Consider the following 18512-nt stretch of genomic DNA (forward strand, 5'->3'; position numbering starts at 1 on the left):
AAGGACGTGACGGGGGCATGTCCAAAAAGAAAGCCCCCGCGCTGCATGAGCGACGGGGGCGAGAAGACATATCTACTCGACCACCTCGGCTGGCGGGATATCCCATTAAGCTCGCGGGCGATGCCCGTTTGCACCGGCTGTCTCTGGCAGCGGATTCGTGCGTGAACCGAAAGTATTATGGCGGGGACCCCGGCGTCGGTCAACGGGAAACCGGGCTGCACACAATTCCACCATCCGGCCGCGCCGCCGAAGGCCAGGCGCAAGGTTTTCGCTCGGTCAGGTCCTGGGCTCGCACGAAGAGCACATTAAGTGCTCTTCGGCTCGTGCGGAATCTACGAAAACCTTGCGCCTGGCCTTCGGCGGCGCGGCCTGCGGTGACTTTGGGGCAGCCCGGTTTCCCGTTGGCCGGCACCCCCACTCATAAGCCTTAAGTCGGTGGGCTGATGATTTTGGGTCCCGTTGGGCTACAGAGTTGAAACGAAGGTGGACAGGCGGCGGAGGCCTTCGTCCAGATCTTTGTCGGAGACGCAGTAGCTGAGGCGGATGTAGCCTTCGGTGCCGAAGCAGTTTCCGGGGACTAGGGCTACGTTGGCCTCTTTGATGGCTTTGATGCAGAAGTCTTCGCTTGTCAGGCCGTACTGTTTAATGCTGGGGAAGGCGTAGAAGGCGCCGGCTGGTTCCACTACGTCGAGATCCATGGCGTCTAAGGCTGCGAGTACGCGCTCGCGGCGGGCTCGGTAGACTTTGAGCATGGGGGTTGGGTCGACGGTGAGGGCTCGGGCTGCGGCGTCCATCTCGAAGGAGACGGCGCTCGATACTAGGTATTGGTGAGCTTTTGCGATCTCGGCGATGACGGGTGCCGCTGCCGCGAGCCAACCCAGGCGCCAGCCGGTCATGGCCCAGGGCTTGGAGAAGCTCTCGATGACGACCGTCTGCTCGCGCAGCTCCGGGTGTCGCTGGGCGAAGCGCTCGTAGCCGTCCACATAGACGAGGCGGTTGTATACGTCGTCGCAGACTACGTATATGCCCGCCTGCTCTGCCACGCGCGCCACGGCGTCGAGCGATGCCGTGTCGAGGATGCAACCCGTGGGATTGTTGGGCGAGCAGATGACGATGGCCTTGGTCGCCGGGGTCACACAGGCGCTAAGCGCGTCCTCGTCAATCTGGAATTGCGCAGGCTCCGTATCCAAGAAGACCGCCTTGGCGTGGTTGGCCACGACGATGCTCTCGTACAGGCCAAAGGCGGGCGTGGGGATAATGACCTCGTCGCCGGGGTTGAGCATAGCCATAAATGTTGCCGACAGTGCCTCGGTCGCGCCGTCGGTCAGGATGACCTCATCGGCGGAAAACGCCAGGCCCGCGTCATCCATATATTTGGACAGTGCATCACGCAGGGCGGGGCGACCGTTGTTGGGCGGATAGTGCGTGTCACCGCGGTCCAGCGCGGCGGTCACCTCGGCGCTAATCACATCGGGCGTGGGAAAATCGGGCTCGCCGAGCGCGAGCGCGATACACCCCGGATGCCGGGCGGCGAGCGCGTTAATCCGGCGGATACCGGAGGGCTTGAGCATAGCAAGCGAGGTATTCATGGGCAGACGCATGGCGTTCCTTTCATAAGGGTTGCACTAGGATAGCGCGGCGGGGCGCCACCAGACGGTGTAACCTAAACGGAAACGAGTCGGAAAGGAGATGGCATGGAGACGACCGCGCGCGGCGACTTACCAAAAACACTGCACACCATTGCGTATATCAGTATTCCCAATAGCGCCGATCTTGATTTTTTGCTCTGGGACCTGCAGGATGCCATCGCCGCCTATGCTCAACTTTCCGGCACCGCACTCCCCCGCCCGGTCGACTTGAAGGCAAATGACGCCGGCAGCGTTGCCGATGGCATCGTGCTGGCCATTGAAGATGTGGCTGACGATGAGACGTTGACTGCTATCGAGCAGGCGCTTGAGCGCTTTGGCGGTACGGGAACGCGCGTCTATGCCGCGATTCGAGCCGCACAAGAGGGCACTGAGCAGGCGCGTGGGACCGCCGTTCGCCTGCACAAGGCATGTGAGCGCCATGACCAATTGTGGTGTGGCGGCGTTGCCATCTGCGCCGGCAGCGGCATCGCAGCGCTTCGCCATTCCCCGCGCATGGGACTCTTGCGGCGACCGTTTTCGGAGGCCATGGACAAGCTCGTGGGCGCCGTGCGCATGGGCTGCTCCGTCGAGCATGCACAGCGACTTGGCGGCGGCAATGCCGCCAACGTCGACGCCGACGGCATGGTTTGCGCCGAGCCAGCCGTGCCCGCGCCGATCTGGCGAGGCGTTCTGAAACGTCTGGGCGCCCACGCTCAAACAAAAATCTAAATTAAATAACAGCCCAGTCAACGGCTTCGTGCCAACGCTCGACAAGACGCTCCAGTCGCCAGGCGGCATTGGCAGGACTTGTCGAGGGCAGGACGACGGCGGGCAACCCCGTCCGATCTTGCAAGTAGCGTTTGTAGAGTCGCCCTGCCGTACCGCCGTTACAGACAACGACCTCGATCGGCGCGGCATCGGTAATGCGCTCGATATGTGCCGGCACAACGTTGCGAATGCTCGCGTCGCTCGAGCCCTTAATGTCGCAGCCCTCGATTGCATCCCACAGGGCCACGCCGCCGTTCAGCAGCATGGCCCGCTTGGCGGCAATGGAGGCATCGAGCGTCGCGGGCTCACCGCTTGCCAAAGGATCGCCCTCGTTGGGCGGCACAGGCACACCGAGGCACGCAGCCATCACACGCCAAAAGCGATTCTGAGGGTTGCCGTAATAAAAGACATTTGCACGCGAGAGCACCGAGGGAAACGACCCCAGCACCAAAACGCGCGAGCGCTCGTCAAACATGGGTTCAAACCCATGCTCAATATGTTGATAGCCCTCGTCGGCAGCAGCCATGGCCTAGGCCCTCAACAGATAACGCACCTCGTAGGGCGCAAGCTCAAGGGAGCCAGCCAGCTCGACCGTGGGTGCATCGTCGGCAAGCAAATCGACAAAGGAGCCGTTGAGCTCGCCGGCGCCAAAGGTGTAAGGCTCGTCCACGGCGTTCACCGCCACGAGCACCGTCGCGCCGTCACAGGCGCGCTCAAACAACAGTTGCTTGTTCTGAATCACCACGTTGCGGTACGCGCCGTAGTTGAGAGCGCGTGCCGCCGCATCGTCGGCCGAGCGCAGGTGCGCGAGCTGCGTGATGAACGCCGTCAGCTCGTTGGGCGCGGGCTCATCGAGCGCAGGCCGCAGCGCCCAGTCGCCATCGGGGCCGCCCTTTCCGCCAGCGATTCCCCACTCGCTGCCATAGTAGACGCACGGGATGCCCGGCATGCCAAAGAGCATGCCATAGGCGGGACGCAGGCACGACTTGTCGGTGAGGATGCTTGCCAGGCGCAGCACGTCGTGGTTGTCGACAAACGACAGCAGGTGTTTGCCACGGTAGATGCACCACGGATCGCCGCCAAACTGGCGATGCAGCGAATGAGCGATCTCGAACATGTTGACCGAGTTAAAGCTGGAGTACAGGCCCTTGTAGCACTCGTAGTTGGTGCAGGAGTCGAGCATCTCGTCGTTGACGATTTGGCTGTAGTCGCCGTGGAGTGTCTCGCCGATCAGCACGAAATCAGGCTTGAGCTCACGGGCAAAGCTATGCAGACGACGCATGAAATCGCGGTCGAGCATGTAGGCGACGTCCAGGCGCAGACCGTCGACGCCAAAGACCTCGGCCCAGCGGCGTACGGACTCGAGCAGGTAATCGACCACAGCGGGATTTTGCAGATTGAGCTTCACAAGCTCAAAATGGCCCTCCCAGCCCTCGTACCAAAAGCCGTCGCCATAGCACGAGTCGCCGTCAAAGCTGATGTGGAACCAATCCTTGTAAGGCGAGTCCCACTTGTGCTCCTGCACATCGCGGAAGGCCCAAAAGCCACGACCGACGTGGTTGAAGACGGCGTCGAGCACCACGCGGATGCCGTGGGCATGCAGCGTGCCGCATACGGCGGCAAAGTCGGCATCCCCGCCCAAGCGACGGTCGATGTGGCGCAGGCTGCGCGTGTCGTAGCCGTGGCTATCAGACTCGAGCGGCGGGTTGATCAGCACGGCGCCAATACCGAGTTTTTGCAGGTAGTCGGCCCATTGGGCGATCTTCATGATGGGCGCATCGGGGTTGGGCGCGGCGTTGGCAGCCTGGGCGAGCTCATCCTCGGCAACGGGCGCGGCGTTTTCGCGCGGAGCTCCGCAAAAGCCCAGCGGATAGATTTGATAGAACGTCGTCTCGTATGCCCACATAACAGCCTCCCAGTAAGCTCAACACAACGCTACCCATTGTATGCCCAGCTTGCATCCCCTTCCCCAAAATAAGTTGCGGTGAAATAGTTCCTGCTTGGGCCTTCAGGGGCCTTAAACAGGAACTATTCCACCGCAACTGATGAGGGGACGTGATTAGGCGACGGGCTTGGCACGGCGGATGGCTGGGAGCAGCACGGTGATGGCGAGGATGACGCCCACGACGGCAATCGCCCCGCCCGCGAAGCCAATCCAAGCGATACCGGGGCCCGACACCACGGCGCCGCCGATCGCGGTGCCCGTGCCGATACCCAGATTGAACAGGCCCGAGAAGATCGACATGGCGACGGCCGACGAATCCGCCGGCGTGTACTTGATGAGCTCGGCCTGGAACGCCACGTTAAAGGCCGTGGAGCAGCAGCCCCATAGCGCGCAGACGGCAAGCACCGCCGCGAGCGACGATGCGGCCGGACCCATGAGCAGCAGGGCCGCCGGCACACCGGAGAGCGTAATAGCCAAGAATGGGAACCGGTGCCCGTCGAACAGGCGGCCAAACAGCCAGCTGCCCACCAGACCGGAGAAGCCAAACGCCGTCAGCGTCATGGTGATGGCGCCCGCATCGACGTGCGCGACCTGCGCCAGGAAGGGCTCGATATAGCTGTAGCTTGCGTAATAGCCGGTCGCCATAAAGACCGTGACCGCGTAGAGCGCGATCAGGAACGGGTTCTTGAGCAGCTCGGGCAGCTGCTTAACGGTAAAGCGCTCACCCGCCGGCATGGCCGGGAACACCGCTGCCTGGTACACCACCGCGGCAGCAGAGAAGGCCCCGACCACGGCAAACGTCATACGCCAGCCCACGGCCAGGCCAATGGCGCGGCCGAGGGGCAGGCCAAAGATCTGTGCGATGGAAGAGCCCGTGGCGATCATGCTGATGGCGAGTGCCCCATGGCGCGTGTCAACCAGACGCGACGCCATGATCGAGGCGACCGACCAGAACACGGCGTGCGCGCAGGCAACCACCAGGCGTGCGCAGACCAGAATGGGATAGGTCGGCGCCACGGCGGACAGGAACTGGCCCAGCGAGAACACGGCAAGCACGCCCAGCAGCATCCGCTTGAACTCAAAGCGCGAGGCAAACACCATAAGCGGCAGCGACAGCAGCATGACGCCCCAAGCATAGACCGAGATCATGATGCCTGCCTGGGCCTCGGTGAGCGAGAACGATGCGGCGATATCAGTCAGAAGGCCGATGGGCATAAACTCCGACGTGTTGAACACGAACGCGCAGCAGGCGAGCCCGATAAGCGGGAGCCACTGCCTGAGTGCGATACCACCTTGCTTTGTTTGAGCCATATAGGAAAACCTCTCCGATCATCTAGAGCGGTGGGCGATTATAGCAATGAGAAGTCTATAAAATGAGCAACAAAAGAATTCTTGGAAAACGATCGTTAACAGATGGCGCGCCAATTCTGCTTAGAAAGCAAGGTACGCAGAAACTCAATGTCGAAAACGCGGCTTCATCTTCGGGCTATCGCGCCTGCTCGGATACGCACAAGGACACCCCCATGAGCACGTCAATTTCGAGCCAACTCGCAACCGCACAATGAACTAGCAAAAGCAGCATATAAGCAAACGCCCCATAATAAAGTCCCTCATGTACAAGCGCCGTCACTGAAAGTGCCGACGGCAGCGCCGCACTCGAAACTACCCATCCAACAAGAACCTGGATAGCGCAACTTGCAACCAGGTTCCATGCCACCAGCAGCGTTGCGGGACGCGCGATTTCCCTGCAGGAGGAACGAAGCACCGTGACCGAACGCATGATGTAGCGTGGTGCAAACCGAATGCCTCGTAGTCCCCTCTGCTCCACGTCCGCATCTTCAATTAACACGAATACGAACGACGCGGAAAGAAGCGTCACGATTACTGCCACCACAAGCGAGCACAACACCCCGAGCTGGCTGCTCGCAAGCGAGGCAAAGACTACAATTGCCGATAAAATCAAGTGAACCAAATAAATTAGCAGCGCCCCAGAAATCTGGAGGGGAACCGTCGAGGCCAAGAGATAAACCGGAGGGGTTCGAGCAGGTTGCACCGTCTCTTTGGACCGGTCGACGGCAAATAATGAAAAAGCCACATTCGATAGAAGCAGGTTTAAAAAGGCCGCGACCACAGTGCAAATAAGCGTAATGGACGGATTGATATAGGCGAGCTCAGTTGCAACGTTTGATACACCAATTTGAAGCGCGCTCATAACAAACAAGGGGATATATAACGCCATCGTGCAGCCACTCCGGCATCCCTTCGCCCGATCGCCCGATTCCAGAAAGACATTGAAGTTCTCTCGCAAGTTCACTCTATACCCGTTTTCTTACTAGGCAGGGCGAACGAGCGCCAATATAAACGCCGGTCCGCCCATCCATGATTTCTAGTTTTAACGTCCAGACTAGTCTGTCCAGCCGTCGATGTAGTCGCGGTTAAGCTCAAAGTACTGCGCGGCGATATCTTTCGCCAAGGAGTACGAATTAACGAGCGGGTGCATCGCGAGGCTCTCGACAATGTCGCGCTTCGATCGGTTAACGATGCCACGCGCCACGGTGCGCTCGTAGTACTTGACGCGACGAATCAATTCGAGGTTTCCCGCGGGCACAGAATCGGCTTCGACGCGATGCGGTACACAGCCATCGGTGGAGATATCGCACGTTGACTCAATGACATCTGTATCGAGAAGGCCGGGGATGGCGCCATTGTTGGGGGTGCACAGGATCATCTGCTGCGTCTTGCCAGAGCGAGCAATATCCATGAAACGGAGCGCGACACCTGCGTATCCGCCAGCATCTTTGCCGTACACGTCAAACGTCCACGGCTTGTCGCGATGAATACCCGTCTCGGCCGCCATGTAATTGTTTTCGCGCATTCCGTACCACTTCTCAAAGCACGCGAGGCCTTTTTCGAAGTCGTTCTCAATATCGATAGATGCAAGCTCGCTCGTCATTTCTCGATTAATTTCTTCAATTAGTTCGCCGCGCGTCTGGGGCGAAGAGAGAACGTTGGCAACGGCGCGCTCGCGATAGTAGAAATAGTATAGGTACTCATTTGGCACGCATCCGCGATTTAGGACGAGGTCCTTCTCGAAGAACCTAAGATCTGTATGAGCATATGCCCCGTCGTCGTGGATCAAGTCGGGCATGATGTCCTCGCCGTCAACCGTCACATTGCGGAAGAACGAGAGGTGGTTGAGTCCATAGCACTCGCCCTGAACCGATGCGGGATCAACGCCTTTATACTCGGCAAACTGATGCAACATGCCCGAGGGGGCATCGCAAATGCCATAAGTAAAATCATAGCCCATATCGCGTAGGGCCTGAGATACGACGCCAGCGGGATTAGTAAAGTTAAACACCTTGACGCCCGGCTTTGCGTACTTCTTGATTAACTCGCAATACGAAGCAAGCGCAGGGACGGAGCGCATGGCAAAAGACACGCCGGCTGCGCCAGTCGTCTCCTGGCCAAGAACCCCATGTGAAAGAGCAATGCGCTCATCGCGAACGCGCATATGGTCCCCACCGACGCGAATCGTCGTGATCACGTAATCGGCGTCCTTAACGGCCTCGACTGCATCGCCCGTCAGTGAAAAATTAAGCGTGGGGCAAAGCATGCCCGAGACATGGGCGGCAAGGCCACCGTAGATGCGCAGCTTCTCGGGATCATTGTCCATAAACACAAGTTCATCGATTCCAAGCGATGACGCCTGCTGGGCTATGCTCTTTGCCAAAAACATGGAGCGGACGCCACCGCCCCCTATGACCGTAAGTTTCATATCGAAACCCCCAATTAGCACATTCAATATTGCATGGTTCGCCTGTGTATGGATATTGTATCCAGCATGGAGGGCCGCTTCCCGCCCCGGCTGCAAGGCAGGAAAGGAATTCCCCAAGGAGTTATTATTTACGCAACGGAAGCGGCCGCACACGTCCGGCGGGAAGGGAGCACCGATGGTTGATAAAAAGCAGATTTCCAAGCTCTACTCAGCCGCAAAGCTATCCGAAACCGAGCAAAGCGTACTCGAATACCTACTCAACAATATCGACACCCTCGATGATATTGGCATAAAACCCGTCGCCATGGCATGCTTTACCAGCATGACGACAGTCATCAGGCTTTCGAAAAAGCTCGGCTACCGTGGCTACCGCGAAATGATGTACGATCTCAAGCACCTTCAGCATGTCTCCCGCGAAATGAATCAATCACTCAAAGACAGTAGCGTCCACTTCGTATGCCACACCGGAGATGTAGACGTATTCATCGCCGCCCTGCATCGCAACAGAATGATCGGAGTAAACGGAGAGGGCTTCTCACGCATCGTCGCGCAGTACATGGCGACCAAGCTCGTTGGACTTGGCTTTTTGGCCGTTATACAGGACTTCCTAGAAACCGATCAGTTTGTCGAATCCAACCGAAATACGCTCAGCTGCATGATGCTCATATCCAAATCGGGCCAGACAGAAGCCATCCTGGAAACCGCAAGGGCATGCCACGACGCGGGCATTACGACCCTCGCGTTTACCGGCAACGAAGACAGCGAGCTCGCCAAGACGGCAGACGCGATCTTTACGATACATGACGATCACCCAATGGATCTTAAGAACGTTAAGCCTAACTGCTTTACCGGAAGTTGTATTCTCGCATTCGAAGAACTATTGAGTATCTGCCTTGACAATCTAAAACAAGAAGGCTTGGCTCCCTAAATCATGCGATAGGAAGCCAAGCCCTGGAATTGCGCTATGCAATTGAAAGCCACTTGCGCGTTTTACTCGTCACCGAGAACTTCGTGCACCTCAGAAGCGACTTCGCCGACACGAGGACCGTAAATGACCTGGATTGCCTTGTCGCTCAGGCGGATAACGCCCATAGCTTCAAGATTCTTGGTGAACACCTCGTCGTCTGCAACCTTAGAACCATCCTTGACAATCACGCGAAGACGTGAGATGCAGTTGTCAAGATCATCAATGTTGTCGGCTCCACCAAGCGCTTCGACAATGCCAACAGCAAGCGCGCTGTCCTTGGTCGCACGGCCCTGGACTGCCTTCTCGGGAGTGCTATCAGACTCGCCCTTTGCCTCAGCGGCCTTTGCCTCGAACTCGGCTCTGCTGTTGATCAACTCAATATCGTCACCATCGTCTCGACCGGGCGTCTTGATATCGAACTTAGTAATAAAGAACCGGAAGAGGAAGAAAGCTGCCAGGAAAAAGGCGGGGAGCAGAATAAGGTACGGAAGCAGATTAAGCTTCTCGGGGCGGAATAAGAATGGGATCAGATCCTTGATATTTCCCTGGTACACCGAAACGCCCATTGCCTCCGAGAGAACTTCACCCAGTCCGGAAAGCGGAGCGTAAACGCCAAAGTAGAGCCAGGGGGCGGCAAACAGGAACGTAAAGAGAATAGGCTCCGTAACGCCAAAGAAAACAGTCGAAATCACTGTGGGGATTAAAAGACCAGCAACCTTCTTGCGGTTCTGGGGCTTGGCACAAGACCACATAGCAAGGGCGATGCCCGGGAACAACGCGTAATCGTTAATGCCATAGCCAGCCATGAAGGCCCTAACCAAGAGCTTGTCGCTACTGGGAGAAGCGAGCTGTGCAAGCTGAATAGCGCTATTGCCCACCACGCGCGTTCCGTCGACGACCATGGAGCCGCCAAGCTCAGTCCAATACATGGGCGTCTCGAGCAGCGGATGCAAGCCAAACGGCACAAGGCTCTCGAGCACCCAGCGATAGACAAACGTACCGACCAGACCGGAGCCTTTCACGAACGTCGCAATACCCGAGAAGCATCCACCGATGACGGGCCAAACGAAGTACATGATGCCGCCCAGGACGCCACCGGCGACCAGCGATACAATGGGAACCGTTCGACTGCCCGCAAAAAACGCCAGCGCCGTTGGAAGCTTGGTCTTGTAAAAACGGCCGGTGATCCAGGCGACCAGGCAGCCCACGATAATGCCGCCAAAGACACCAGAGCTGTAGCCAAAAAAGCCGAGCGAGGTAGTGTAGAGTGCGGACTGCTCACTCGCCTGAATGGACGTAAGGCCGACCTTCTGAAGAGCTTCCACCGTTGTATTGTCGGCAGCCAAGCCAGCTGCTCCAAGCAGAATCTCAACCGTCTTGAGCATGGTGAGATAGCAGACAAGGGCAGAAAAGGCAGCCCAGCCCTTCTCTTTGCGAGACAAGGAGAAGGCGCAGCCGACGGCAAACAAAACACCGAGGTTTCCAATGATTACCTCGCCGAGACCCTTAAATACCGAGAAGAACGTAAAGAGCGGCGAAGCGGCATACCAGTCCCAATTAACGCCAAGGGACACAAGGGTCAGTTCGGTCGTAAAAACGCTACCGATACCCAAAAAGAGACCGGAAATGGCAATGAGCGTAATCGGAACGAGCATTGCCTTTCCGAACGATTGGAATTTTTCTTTCATCAATTCCCTCCTCAATGAGCCTCTACAAACGACTATTGCACCCCACGTCCCCACACAGGCGAAACGGAAGACATGTTCGGCAATAGACACAAAGTGATTGTAGAAAGGGGCACACAAAATGCGCATCGGCATCGCGTAATGCGGTTAAATCGACCGACGATTGCAAGTATTTACGAATCCGTAAACGGCAGCAAATAGGCAGCGAACGGCAACCTGCAGCGTAGGACAGTCCCCGCAGGCCGACAATTACCGGTATTTTGGCTCATATTTATTGAATTGTTGCTCGCCCAAAAGCGCGGAGCATCAACGCGCCCCTAAGCCAACCCCAGCAATATGCCCGCCGAATGCACGACAAACGCCACGATCCAGGCGACCGTCACCTGAAACGCGAACACGGCAACGGCATAGCGCGCGCCCAACTCGCTCTTGACGGCGCCGATGGACGCCACGCAAGGCGGGTACAGCAGCGTAAAGACCAAGAACACGTAGGCGGTAAACGGCGAAAACATGGCTGACAGTGCCGCGGGAGAGGTTGCGCCCAAAAGCACCGTGAGCGTCGAGATGACGCTCTCTTTGGCAATAAGTCCCGTGACGAGCGCCGTGGATGCACGCCAGTCGCCAAAACCGAGCGGGGCCAACACCGGCGCGATGATGCTACCCAGACCGGCAAGCAAGCTTTGCGACTGATCGGCGACCACATTAAAGCGAATGTCGAACGTCTGAAGGAACCAGATGACCACGGTAGCGGCAAAGATGATGGTGAAGGCCTTGGTGATAAAGTCCTTTGCCTTATCCCATGCCAGCATCACCGTCGTCTTGACGCTCGGCAGGCGGTAGTTGGGAAGCTCCATGATAAACGGTACCGGGTCGCCCTTAAATGCCGTGCGATTGAGCACCAAAGCCGCGATGCAACCGACCGCGATGCCGATCAGATAGAGCGAGACCATGGCGGGTACCGTCGCCTGCGGGAAAAACGCCCCGCACAGCAGACCGTAGACCGGCAACTTGGCCGAGCAGCTCATGAACGGCGTGAGCATGACCGTCATCTTGCGGTCGTGCTCGGATGGGAGCGTACGGGTCGACATGATAGCCGGCACGGTGCAGCCAAAACCAACGAGCATGGGCACGAAGCTGCGGCCCGACAGACCAAAGCGGCGCAGCACCTTATCCATGACAAAGGCCACACGCGCCATGTAGCCGGAGTCTTCCAGAATGGAGAGGAACAAGAAGAGCACGACGATGATCGGCAGGAAGGCCAGCACGCTGCCCACGCCCGTAAGCACGCCGTCGACAGCCAGCGAGCGCACCACATCGTTGGTGCCGAACGCTTTGAGACCCGCATCGGCCGAGGCGATGATGGCAGCGATGCCGTCCTCCATGAGTCCCTGCAACGCCGCGCCGATCACGCCAAACGTCAGCCAAAAAACGAGGCCCATGATCACCAGGAACGCCGGGATGGCCGTATAGCGACCCGTCAGGATGCGGTCGATCTTGACGGAGCGCACGTGCTCGCGGCTCTCGTGCGGCTTGACGACGCAACGCCCGCACACGTCGCCGATAAAGCTAAAGCGCATATCGGCCAGCGCGGACAGGCGATCGGTGCCGGCCTCGCCCTCCATCTGGGTAATGATGTGCTCGATGGCGTCGAGTTCGTTGCGATCCAGGTGAAGTGCCTCGGTTACCAGCTCGTCGCCCTCAACCAGCTTGGTCGCCGCAAAACGCACCGGAATATGCGCCGTCGCGGCATGGTCCTCGATAAGGTTCGCGATGCCGTGGATGCAGCGATGCAGCGCGCCGCCGTCCGGGCCATCGGGCGCGCAGAAGTCCAGGCGACCGGGGCGCTCGCGGAACCGCGCCACGTGCAAGGCATGATCAACCAACTCGCCGATGCCCTCGTTGCGGGCAGCGCTAATGGGGACAACAGGCACGCCCAACAGGCTCTCGAGCAGGTTGACGTCCACGGCGCCGCCGTTGGCCGTCACCTCGTCCATCATGTTGAGCGCGATGACCATGGGGCGATCGAGCTCCATAAGCTGCAGCGTCAGGTACAAATTGCGCTCGATGTTGGTAGCGTCGATGATGTCGATGATGGCGTCGGGATGCTCATCCAGGATAAATTGACGGCTGACGACTTCCTCGCCCGTGTATGGCGACAGCGAATAAATACCAGGTAGGTCGGTGACGCTCGCCTCGGGGTGGTTACGGATGGCGCCGTCTTTGCGGTCGACCGTCACGCCGGGAAAGTTGCCGACGTGCTGGTTGGAACCCGTCAGCTGGTTGAACAGCGTGGTCTTACCGCAGTTTTGGTTGCCGGCGAGGGCAAAATGCAGCGGTGCGCCCTCGGGCACAGCCGTCTTTGCCGCACGGGGCGAATACGTCCCCTCGCCGAGTGCCGGGTGCTCCGTCGTACCGATTGCGGCGTTAACGCGCGGGCCGGTATCGGTGTCGTGCACGCCCACGAGCTCGATGCGCGCGGCATCGTCTTTGCGCAGCGTGAGCTCGTAGCCACGCAAGCGAATCTCGAGCGGGTCGCCCATGGGGGCGTACTTCATCATGGTGACTTCGGTGCCCGGCGTTAGGCCCATGTCCAAAATATGCTGTCGGAGTGCCTGATCGTCCGATGCCACCGATGCGACAACGGCGTCCTTTCCAATCTCGAGTGTATCGAGCTTCACGTCCGTGTTCCTCCCCCGGCGCCCACAGGGCGTTGTATTTATGTTCACCATGGCTAACCGTTTGCCATGGCTAACCAATTTTAACCATGCATGATAGCGCGAACATGCAACGATGTTCAATCAACAGATCGGTGCAGGGGGGATTCTGGGCCATTGCTTCCCAGACGGGCCTGCTGCGGAAACCGAATCCCACTCCGGAACACCTAAACGGGATGGGCTTTCCGGTTGAGGCATCTAGCGGAAACTGCAGCCCGGAATCGGCGCTCAGACTGGGATGCAATTTCCCAATGGAGCCCTCGGGGAAACTGCGGCCCGGAATCTGCTCTCGAAACGGGACGCGGTTTCCCCGAGGACCGAAGCAGCCGCCCGCCCCTCGACAAAATGATCCGTTCCCTCCGTCGCATGCGGAACATCCAAGGAGTGTCCCAGGGTGCCGGCACAATAGGAACGTCCCCAGCTGCCGGCAGCATTTCGCCGCAACAACAAAAGCCCGCGCTGGCAACAAATGTCACCTGCGCGGGCTTGGTGGGCGCTCACAAAGGCACGTTACAGAGGCCCACGTCAGTTATGGATTACCGAACGGCACCGGCACGCGATGCCTCCGTCGGCTTACCAAGCGATGAAGCTTGCCGCAGTCTTAGACTATCGGCGCAATGCCGGCAAAGTGCAGATACAGCGAAATGATTGCCACGACAATGACCACCGCTGCGATCAGCTTGTCGTGCAGATGCGGAAGCACCGGTTTACCGCGGCCTCGCTCGCCCAGCATATAAACGGGAATGGCCGGAGCAAAAAGAATCGTCGTGATCATAACGCCCTGAAGACCCGTCGACCACACCAGGAACAATGTGTAGATGAAGCCGAGCGTACCGAAGAAGCGGGCTTTGCCGACGCTGGGCGCATGCGGCCCGTCCAGATGCTCGTTCTTCCAGCCAATCACCATGTAATAGGCAGCCGAGCAGACATACGGAACCAGAATCGTGTTGACTGCGCAGCTATAGAAGAACTGGTAGGTGCTCGCCGCCACATACGACACGATCAAGAAGAGCTGCGTAATGCCGGAGCTCACGAGAACCGTTACCACCGGGGCGTCGTGCTTGTTCGTCTTGGCAAACGCCAGCGGGAAGGATCCCTGGCGCGCCGCCTCGAACGGCGTCTCGGACGCAATGATGACATAGCCCAGCAGCGCGCCGACCAACGAAAGGATAACGCCAAGGTTTACGATGGCAGCACCAACCGGACCGATTGCGCACTCGAGAATTCCCGCCATGGAGGGCGTTGCAAGCTGTGCCATCTCCTCTCGCGGCATAATGCCGAGCGACAGCATAGAAATAATCAAATACAGGACAAAGACCGCCGCAAATCCGAGCGCCGTCGAGCGACCGACGTCACGCACGTACTTTGCGCGGCCCGAGATGACAACGGCGCCCTCGATGCCCGTGAAGACCCAGACAAGGGCAATCATGGTCGAGACAACCTGCTCGCCAAAGCCAGGACCAGCCGGCTCTCCCCAGAAGTTGTCCATAAAGATATCGACGTTGAACTTGCCCAGGAGCACAATGCTCAGCACAAAGAGTCCCAGCGGCACCAGCTTCGCCAAGGTGACAATCGTGTTAATGCCCGCAGCCTCCTTAACGCCACGAAGCACAAGGGCGGTAAGGAACCACAAAAACACGCTGGCGCAGACGATAGAAAGCAGGTTGTTGCCCGCGCCAAACGCAGGGAAGAAATAGCCCAGCGCGCTAAACAGCAAAAGTGCAAAGCTCACGTTGGAAAGGCATGCGCTGATCCAGTAGCCCCAGGCGGAGTTGAATCCAATGTAATCGCCAAAACCGGCCGCAGCGTATGCATAGATGCCACCGGTCAGGTCGGGACGGGCTTGAGACAAACCGTTGAACACCATCATCAACGCAAAGACGCCAATAAAGCAAATTCCCCACGAGACGATAACCGCACCGGTATTGGCTCCGCCTGCCGCCATATCGCCGGCAAGAGAAAAGATACCGCCGCAGATGCTCGCAGTGATGACCATCATGGTCAGACGGAAGAGATCCAGACCATTGGGGTCGATAATCTCGTCGTTAGAAGTTTTAGAGGCCATTGTATGTGCACCCCCTTCATCATGTGATCGAACGAAAGATGGCCCGGACGTCCCGAATCGGGTGCCGGGCCATCGGTCAAGCGATCATCAGACTGTTACAGCTATCGCGTTAGAAGCGCAGCGACAGGCAAGAAAGGCCGCCGTCGACCTTGCGATACTCGGAGGTGTCGACGACGAGTGTCTTGTAGCCCAGATCCTGCACGGCCTTGAGCACAGTCGGATAGCCCTCGGCAACGATGACCGTACCGTTGACCCAGATGCAGTTGGCGCCGTACGCCTCGTCCTCGGGCACGACGATCTTGTTGTACTGGGCAAAGTCAGGCTTATCGATGAACTCACCAGAGACGAGCATGTTGTTGTCCTCGATGTAGTTGACGCCCGTCTTGAGGTGCAGGACCTCCTCCAGCGGAACCTCAGAACCCTCGAGGCCCCAGCCCTCGAGAATCTCACAGAACTGGCGAATGCCCTCTTCGTTGGTACGAGCGGAGCGACCGACGTAGAAATGGTCACCGACCATCATGACGTCGCCGCCGTCAAGCGTGCCCGGAGAAACGATGTGCTTGACATGCTCGTCGTCAAAGAAGCGACGGACGGCCGGCTCAATCTCGTCCTTCTCGCCGTTGCGGCTATCGGCGCCGGGGTTGGTAATGATGGCGCCGCAGCGAGTGATAACGGCCGGATCTTCGACGAAGCAGCTGTCGGGATACTGCTCGAGTGCCGGCAGCACCGACACGTCAACGCCGCACTGCTCGAGCGCATGCTCATAATCGTAGTGCTCCTCGATGGCGCGCTCGTAGATGGGCTGGCCAAGCTCGGGGGCACTCGTGATGCCATTGCTCAGGGACTTGCCGGGGCGGCGGATGATGACGTGGCTGAACTTGGTCATGATGATCCTCCTTGGATCTCTTAGCAGAGAGCGGGACTTCTTCGCGCCCGCCTTCCTTTCGATGGCTTTATCTTAGGGCGGTTTTCCTGTTTTGTATATTGTATACAATCCTGAACGGTAGGTATTCTTCGGTAAGCGTATTCTTACGTATCGGCGCAAAGTAGCATGATTTAGCTGGTCGTTCTATAATTCAACTGAGCTATTCAAGTGAAACGTATTTGCTTTTAGAAATATACCGTTAAGGAACATAGGCTCATGGAAACGCTCAGAAAGCCCCTGAAGGACCACGTATACGACTATATTTCGAGCCGTATTGACGCCGGCGAGCTTTCGGCCGGCGACCGGCTGAGCGAGCAGGCGATCTGCGATGCCATGGGCGTGTCGCGCACGCCGGTCCGCGAAGCGCTCATCCAGCTCGCAAGCGACGGCTATCTGGACAATCTCCCCCGCCGCGGATTCCGCGTCCGTGGGTTCGATCAGCAAAACGCCGTTGAAGTCTTTGAGATTATGGGGCCGCTCGACGGGCAGGCCGCATATCTCGCCTGTCCGAATCTAACTGACGACGATATTACGCAGCTGAAATTTCTCGTCGGCTCCATGGACCTCGCGATCCAAGGCGGTCTCATCCGTAAGTATGACGACATTCAGCGAGACTTTCACCTTACGTACTTCAACCGCTGTGGCAACGACCGTCTGCGCGATATGATCTCGCAGCTCGAGCGTTGCTTTATCAAGCGCGATTACGAGACTGTTGACCAAGAGACGGCTTGCAAACTGCTCAATAAAGCCAACAACGAACATGCTCATATTCTTGAGTTGTTCGAAGCACGAGACGCGACGGGCGTGCGCGACTACGTTCGCGATGTCCATTGGAACACGGAAAACGCCCAGTTCACCGTTTGGTAGAAATACAACAAGGAAAGCTATCAGACGCCCATCTCACGAGAGTGGATAATCCCCCGTTTTTGTCGAAAAGCAGACCAAAAATGGGAGATTATCCACTCTCGTGCTGCGCGGTCTAGAAACCGTGGCGCTCCAGGAAGCGGAAGGCTAGGCGAATCCATGGACGGACCGCCACCTGCTTGTCCTCGTTATCGACCGCGGTATTGGCGTTGCCGAGCGAAAGGCCGTGACCACCTTGGTCAAAGACGTGCATCTCGCATACGACGCCCTCCTCGGCCATGCGCTGGGCAAACGGGTAGACCTGTGCGATCGGCGCCGTCTTGTCGTCGGACACGCCCCACACAAAGGTTGGCGGCATCTGACGCGAAACATGTGTGGTGGGGCAGATATCGGCCAAATGCTCGTCAGTTGCCTCGCCACCCGTCACCATCGACAGGTAGTCGTTGAGCAGATCGCGCCCCGTCTTGCCACCCGTCTTGGGCACGCGCAGGTCGATGCGCGGGTCGCGCGTCTGCATGTCGCGCACATAGGCAAAGTCGAGCAGCGGATAGCCCAGCACTACGGCATCGGGACGAATGTCGTCCGGACGCGCCCCTGCCAGGCCCGCGAAGGGACCAGCCTTCCATTGTGTTGCCAGCGAGGCGCAGATCATACCGCCCGCAGAAAAGCCCACGACGCACACGCGCTTGGGATCGACATGCCACTCGTCGGCATTCGCACGCACCGTGGCGACCATCTTGGCAAGATCTGCCTGCGGGTGCGGAAAACTTACGTCACCCGTGCCGCTCGTCACATAGTTGAGCACAAAGGCCTGGTAACCGTGATCCAAAAACGCAAACGCCACGGGATCCTGCTCATGCGGAGCGATATGCGTAAACGCACCTCCGCCGCAGATAATCACCGCGGGGCGGCGGCCATTGGGCTTGTCGGGCAGCGGCTCGGCACCCAGATACGTAAACGTCGCCGGATAATCCTCGGTCGGCTCCTCGCCCCACAGCGCATGGTTCTCAATAATCATAGGTGCTCCCTCCGTGCGATTCGTGCGCACTCGTTTTTCGCACCTTAGCGTACCCCACTTGAGCCCGCGGCGCAGAAACACCCCCGCAATAAGTTGGCCTTCAACTGATATATCACAAAATCGCTGTTCAGAGGTATCGTTGGACAGCGTAAAAT

At 58.3% G+C, this 18512-nt stretch carries 14 protein-coding genes; 3 read left to right on the plus strand and 11 right to left on the minus strand.

All coding sequences use genetic code 11. The features are described from left to right. Positions 1 to 464: 464 nt before the first annotated feature. Entirely contained in the window at positions 465 to 1601 is a 1137-nt protein-coding gene (locus DXB53_RS01820) for a pyridoxal phosphate-dependent aminotransferase (RefSeq protein WP_117583079.1), read from the minus strand. 93 nt (positions 1602 to 1694) lie between these two features. On the opposite strand from DXB53_RS01820, the gene DXB53_RS01825 reads away from it, so the two are divergent. Further along, a complete protein-coding gene (locus tag DXB53_RS01825; RefSeq protein WP_117563775.1) occupies positions 1695 to 2357 on the plus strand; it encodes a hypothetical protein in 663 nt (220 codons plus the stop codon). Between the two features lies 1 nt (position 2358). Here the strand turns inward: DXB53_RS01825 and DXB53_RS01830 are convergent, their stop codons facing one another. The 5 genes from DXB53_RS01830 to DXB53_RS01850 all read right to left on the minus strand — a co-directional run bounded on the left by DXB53_RS01830 (position 2359) and on the right by DXB53_RS01850 (position 8119). Continuing rightward, positions 2359 to 2922, minus strand: a complete 564-nt coding sequence (locus DXB53_RS01830) for a uracil-DNA glycosylase family protein (protein WP_117583080.1) — start codon at positions 2920 to 2922, stop codon at positions 2359 to 2361. Positions 2923 to 2925: 3 nt separating this feature from the next. Next, positions 2926 to 4302: an alpha-amylase family glycosyl hydrolase gene (locus tag DXB53_RS01835; protein WP_117583081.1), complete on the minus strand. Its 1377-nt coding sequence runs from the start codon at positions 4300 to 4302 to the stop codon at positions 2926 to 2928. A 153-nt stretch (positions 4303 to 4455) separates the two neighbouring features. Next, entirely contained in the window at positions 4456 to 5652 is a 1197-nt protein-coding gene (locus DXB53_RS01840) for an MFS transporter (RefSeq protein WP_117583082.1), read from the minus strand. Positions 5653 to 5827: 175 nt separating this feature from the next. Continuing rightward, positions 5828 to 6580, minus strand: coding sequence for a hypothetical protein (locus tag DXB53_RS01845; protein ID WP_117583083.1), 753 nt, complete (start codon positions 6578 to 6580; stop codon positions 5828 to 5830). A 165-nt stretch (positions 6581 to 6745) separates the two neighbouring features. Beyond that, positions 6746 to 8119 (minus strand): 6-phospho-beta-glucosidase, encoded by a 1374-nt coding sequence (locus DXB53_RS01850; protein WP_117583084.1) that lies wholly within the window; start codon positions 8117 to 8119, stop codon positions 6746 to 6748. Positions 8120 to 8294: 175 nt separating this feature from the next. Here DXB53_RS01850 and DXB53_RS01855 point away from each other — a divergent pair, with 175 nt between their 5' ends. Further along, positions 8295 to 9047, plus strand: coding sequence for a MurR/RpiR family transcriptional regulator (locus tag DXB53_RS01855; protein ID WP_158550125.1), 753 nt, complete (start codon positions 8295 to 8297; stop codon positions 9045 to 9047). A 62-nt stretch (positions 9048 to 9109) separates the two neighbouring features. Here DXB53_RS01855 and DXB53_RS01860 read toward each other — a convergent pair whose 3' ends face one another. From DXB53_RS01860 to DXB53_RS01875, 4 genes are all read right to left on the minus strand, one after another. Further along, positions 9110 to 10774: a PTS transporter subunit EIIC gene (locus tag DXB53_RS01860; RefSeq protein ID WP_158551292.1), complete on the minus strand. Its 1665-nt coding sequence runs from the start codon at positions 10772 to 10774 to the stop codon at positions 9110 to 9112. A gap of 314 nt (positions 10775 to 11088) precedes the next feature. Then, positions 11089 to 13500 carry a ferrous iron transport protein B gene (gene feoB / locus DXB53_RS01865; protein ID WP_117583087.1) on the minus strand — a complete coding sequence of 804 codons (2412 nt, stop codon included), beginning with the start codon at positions 13498 to 13500 and terminating at the stop codon, positions 11089 to 11091. Positions 13501 to 14086: 586 nt separating this feature from the next. Beyond that, on the minus strand, positions 14087 to 15550 hold the full coding sequence (locus DXB53_RS01870) for a basic amino acid/polyamine antiporter (protein ID WP_117583088.1): 1464 nt from the start codon (positions 15548 to 15550) through the stop codon (positions 14087 to 14089). A gap of 109 nt (positions 15551 to 15659) precedes the next feature. Then, positions 15660 to 16436 (minus strand): dimethylarginine dimethylaminohydrolase family protein, encoded by a 777-nt coding sequence (locus DXB53_RS01875; RefSeq protein WP_117583089.1) that lies wholly within the window; start codon positions 16434 to 16436, stop codon positions 15660 to 15662. 255 nt (positions 16437 to 16691) lie between these two features. On the opposite strand from DXB53_RS01875, the gene DXB53_RS01880 reads away from it, so the two are divergent. Further along, the gene (locus tag DXB53_RS01880) at positions 16692 to 17342 is read left to right on the plus strand and encodes a GntR family transcriptional regulator (protein WP_117583090.1); all 651 of its coding nucleotides are present in this window, start codon (positions 16692 to 16694) and stop codon (positions 17340 to 17342) included. A gap of 112 nt (positions 17343 to 17454) precedes the next feature. On the opposite strand, the gene DXB53_RS01885 is transcribed toward DXB53_RS01880, so the two are convergent. Continuing rightward, a complete protein-coding gene (locus DXB53_RS01885) occupies positions 17455 to 18357 on the minus strand; it encodes an alpha/beta hydrolase (protein WP_117583091.1) in 903 nt (300 codons plus the stop codon). Positions 18358 to 18512: the final 155 nt, after the last annotated feature.

The sequence above is a fragment of the Collinsella sp. OM04-5 genome (assembly GCF_003439125.1).
In the GTDB taxonomy this organism is placed as follows: Bacteria; Actinomycetota; Coriobacteriia; order Coriobacteriales; family Coriobacteriaceae; genus Collinsella.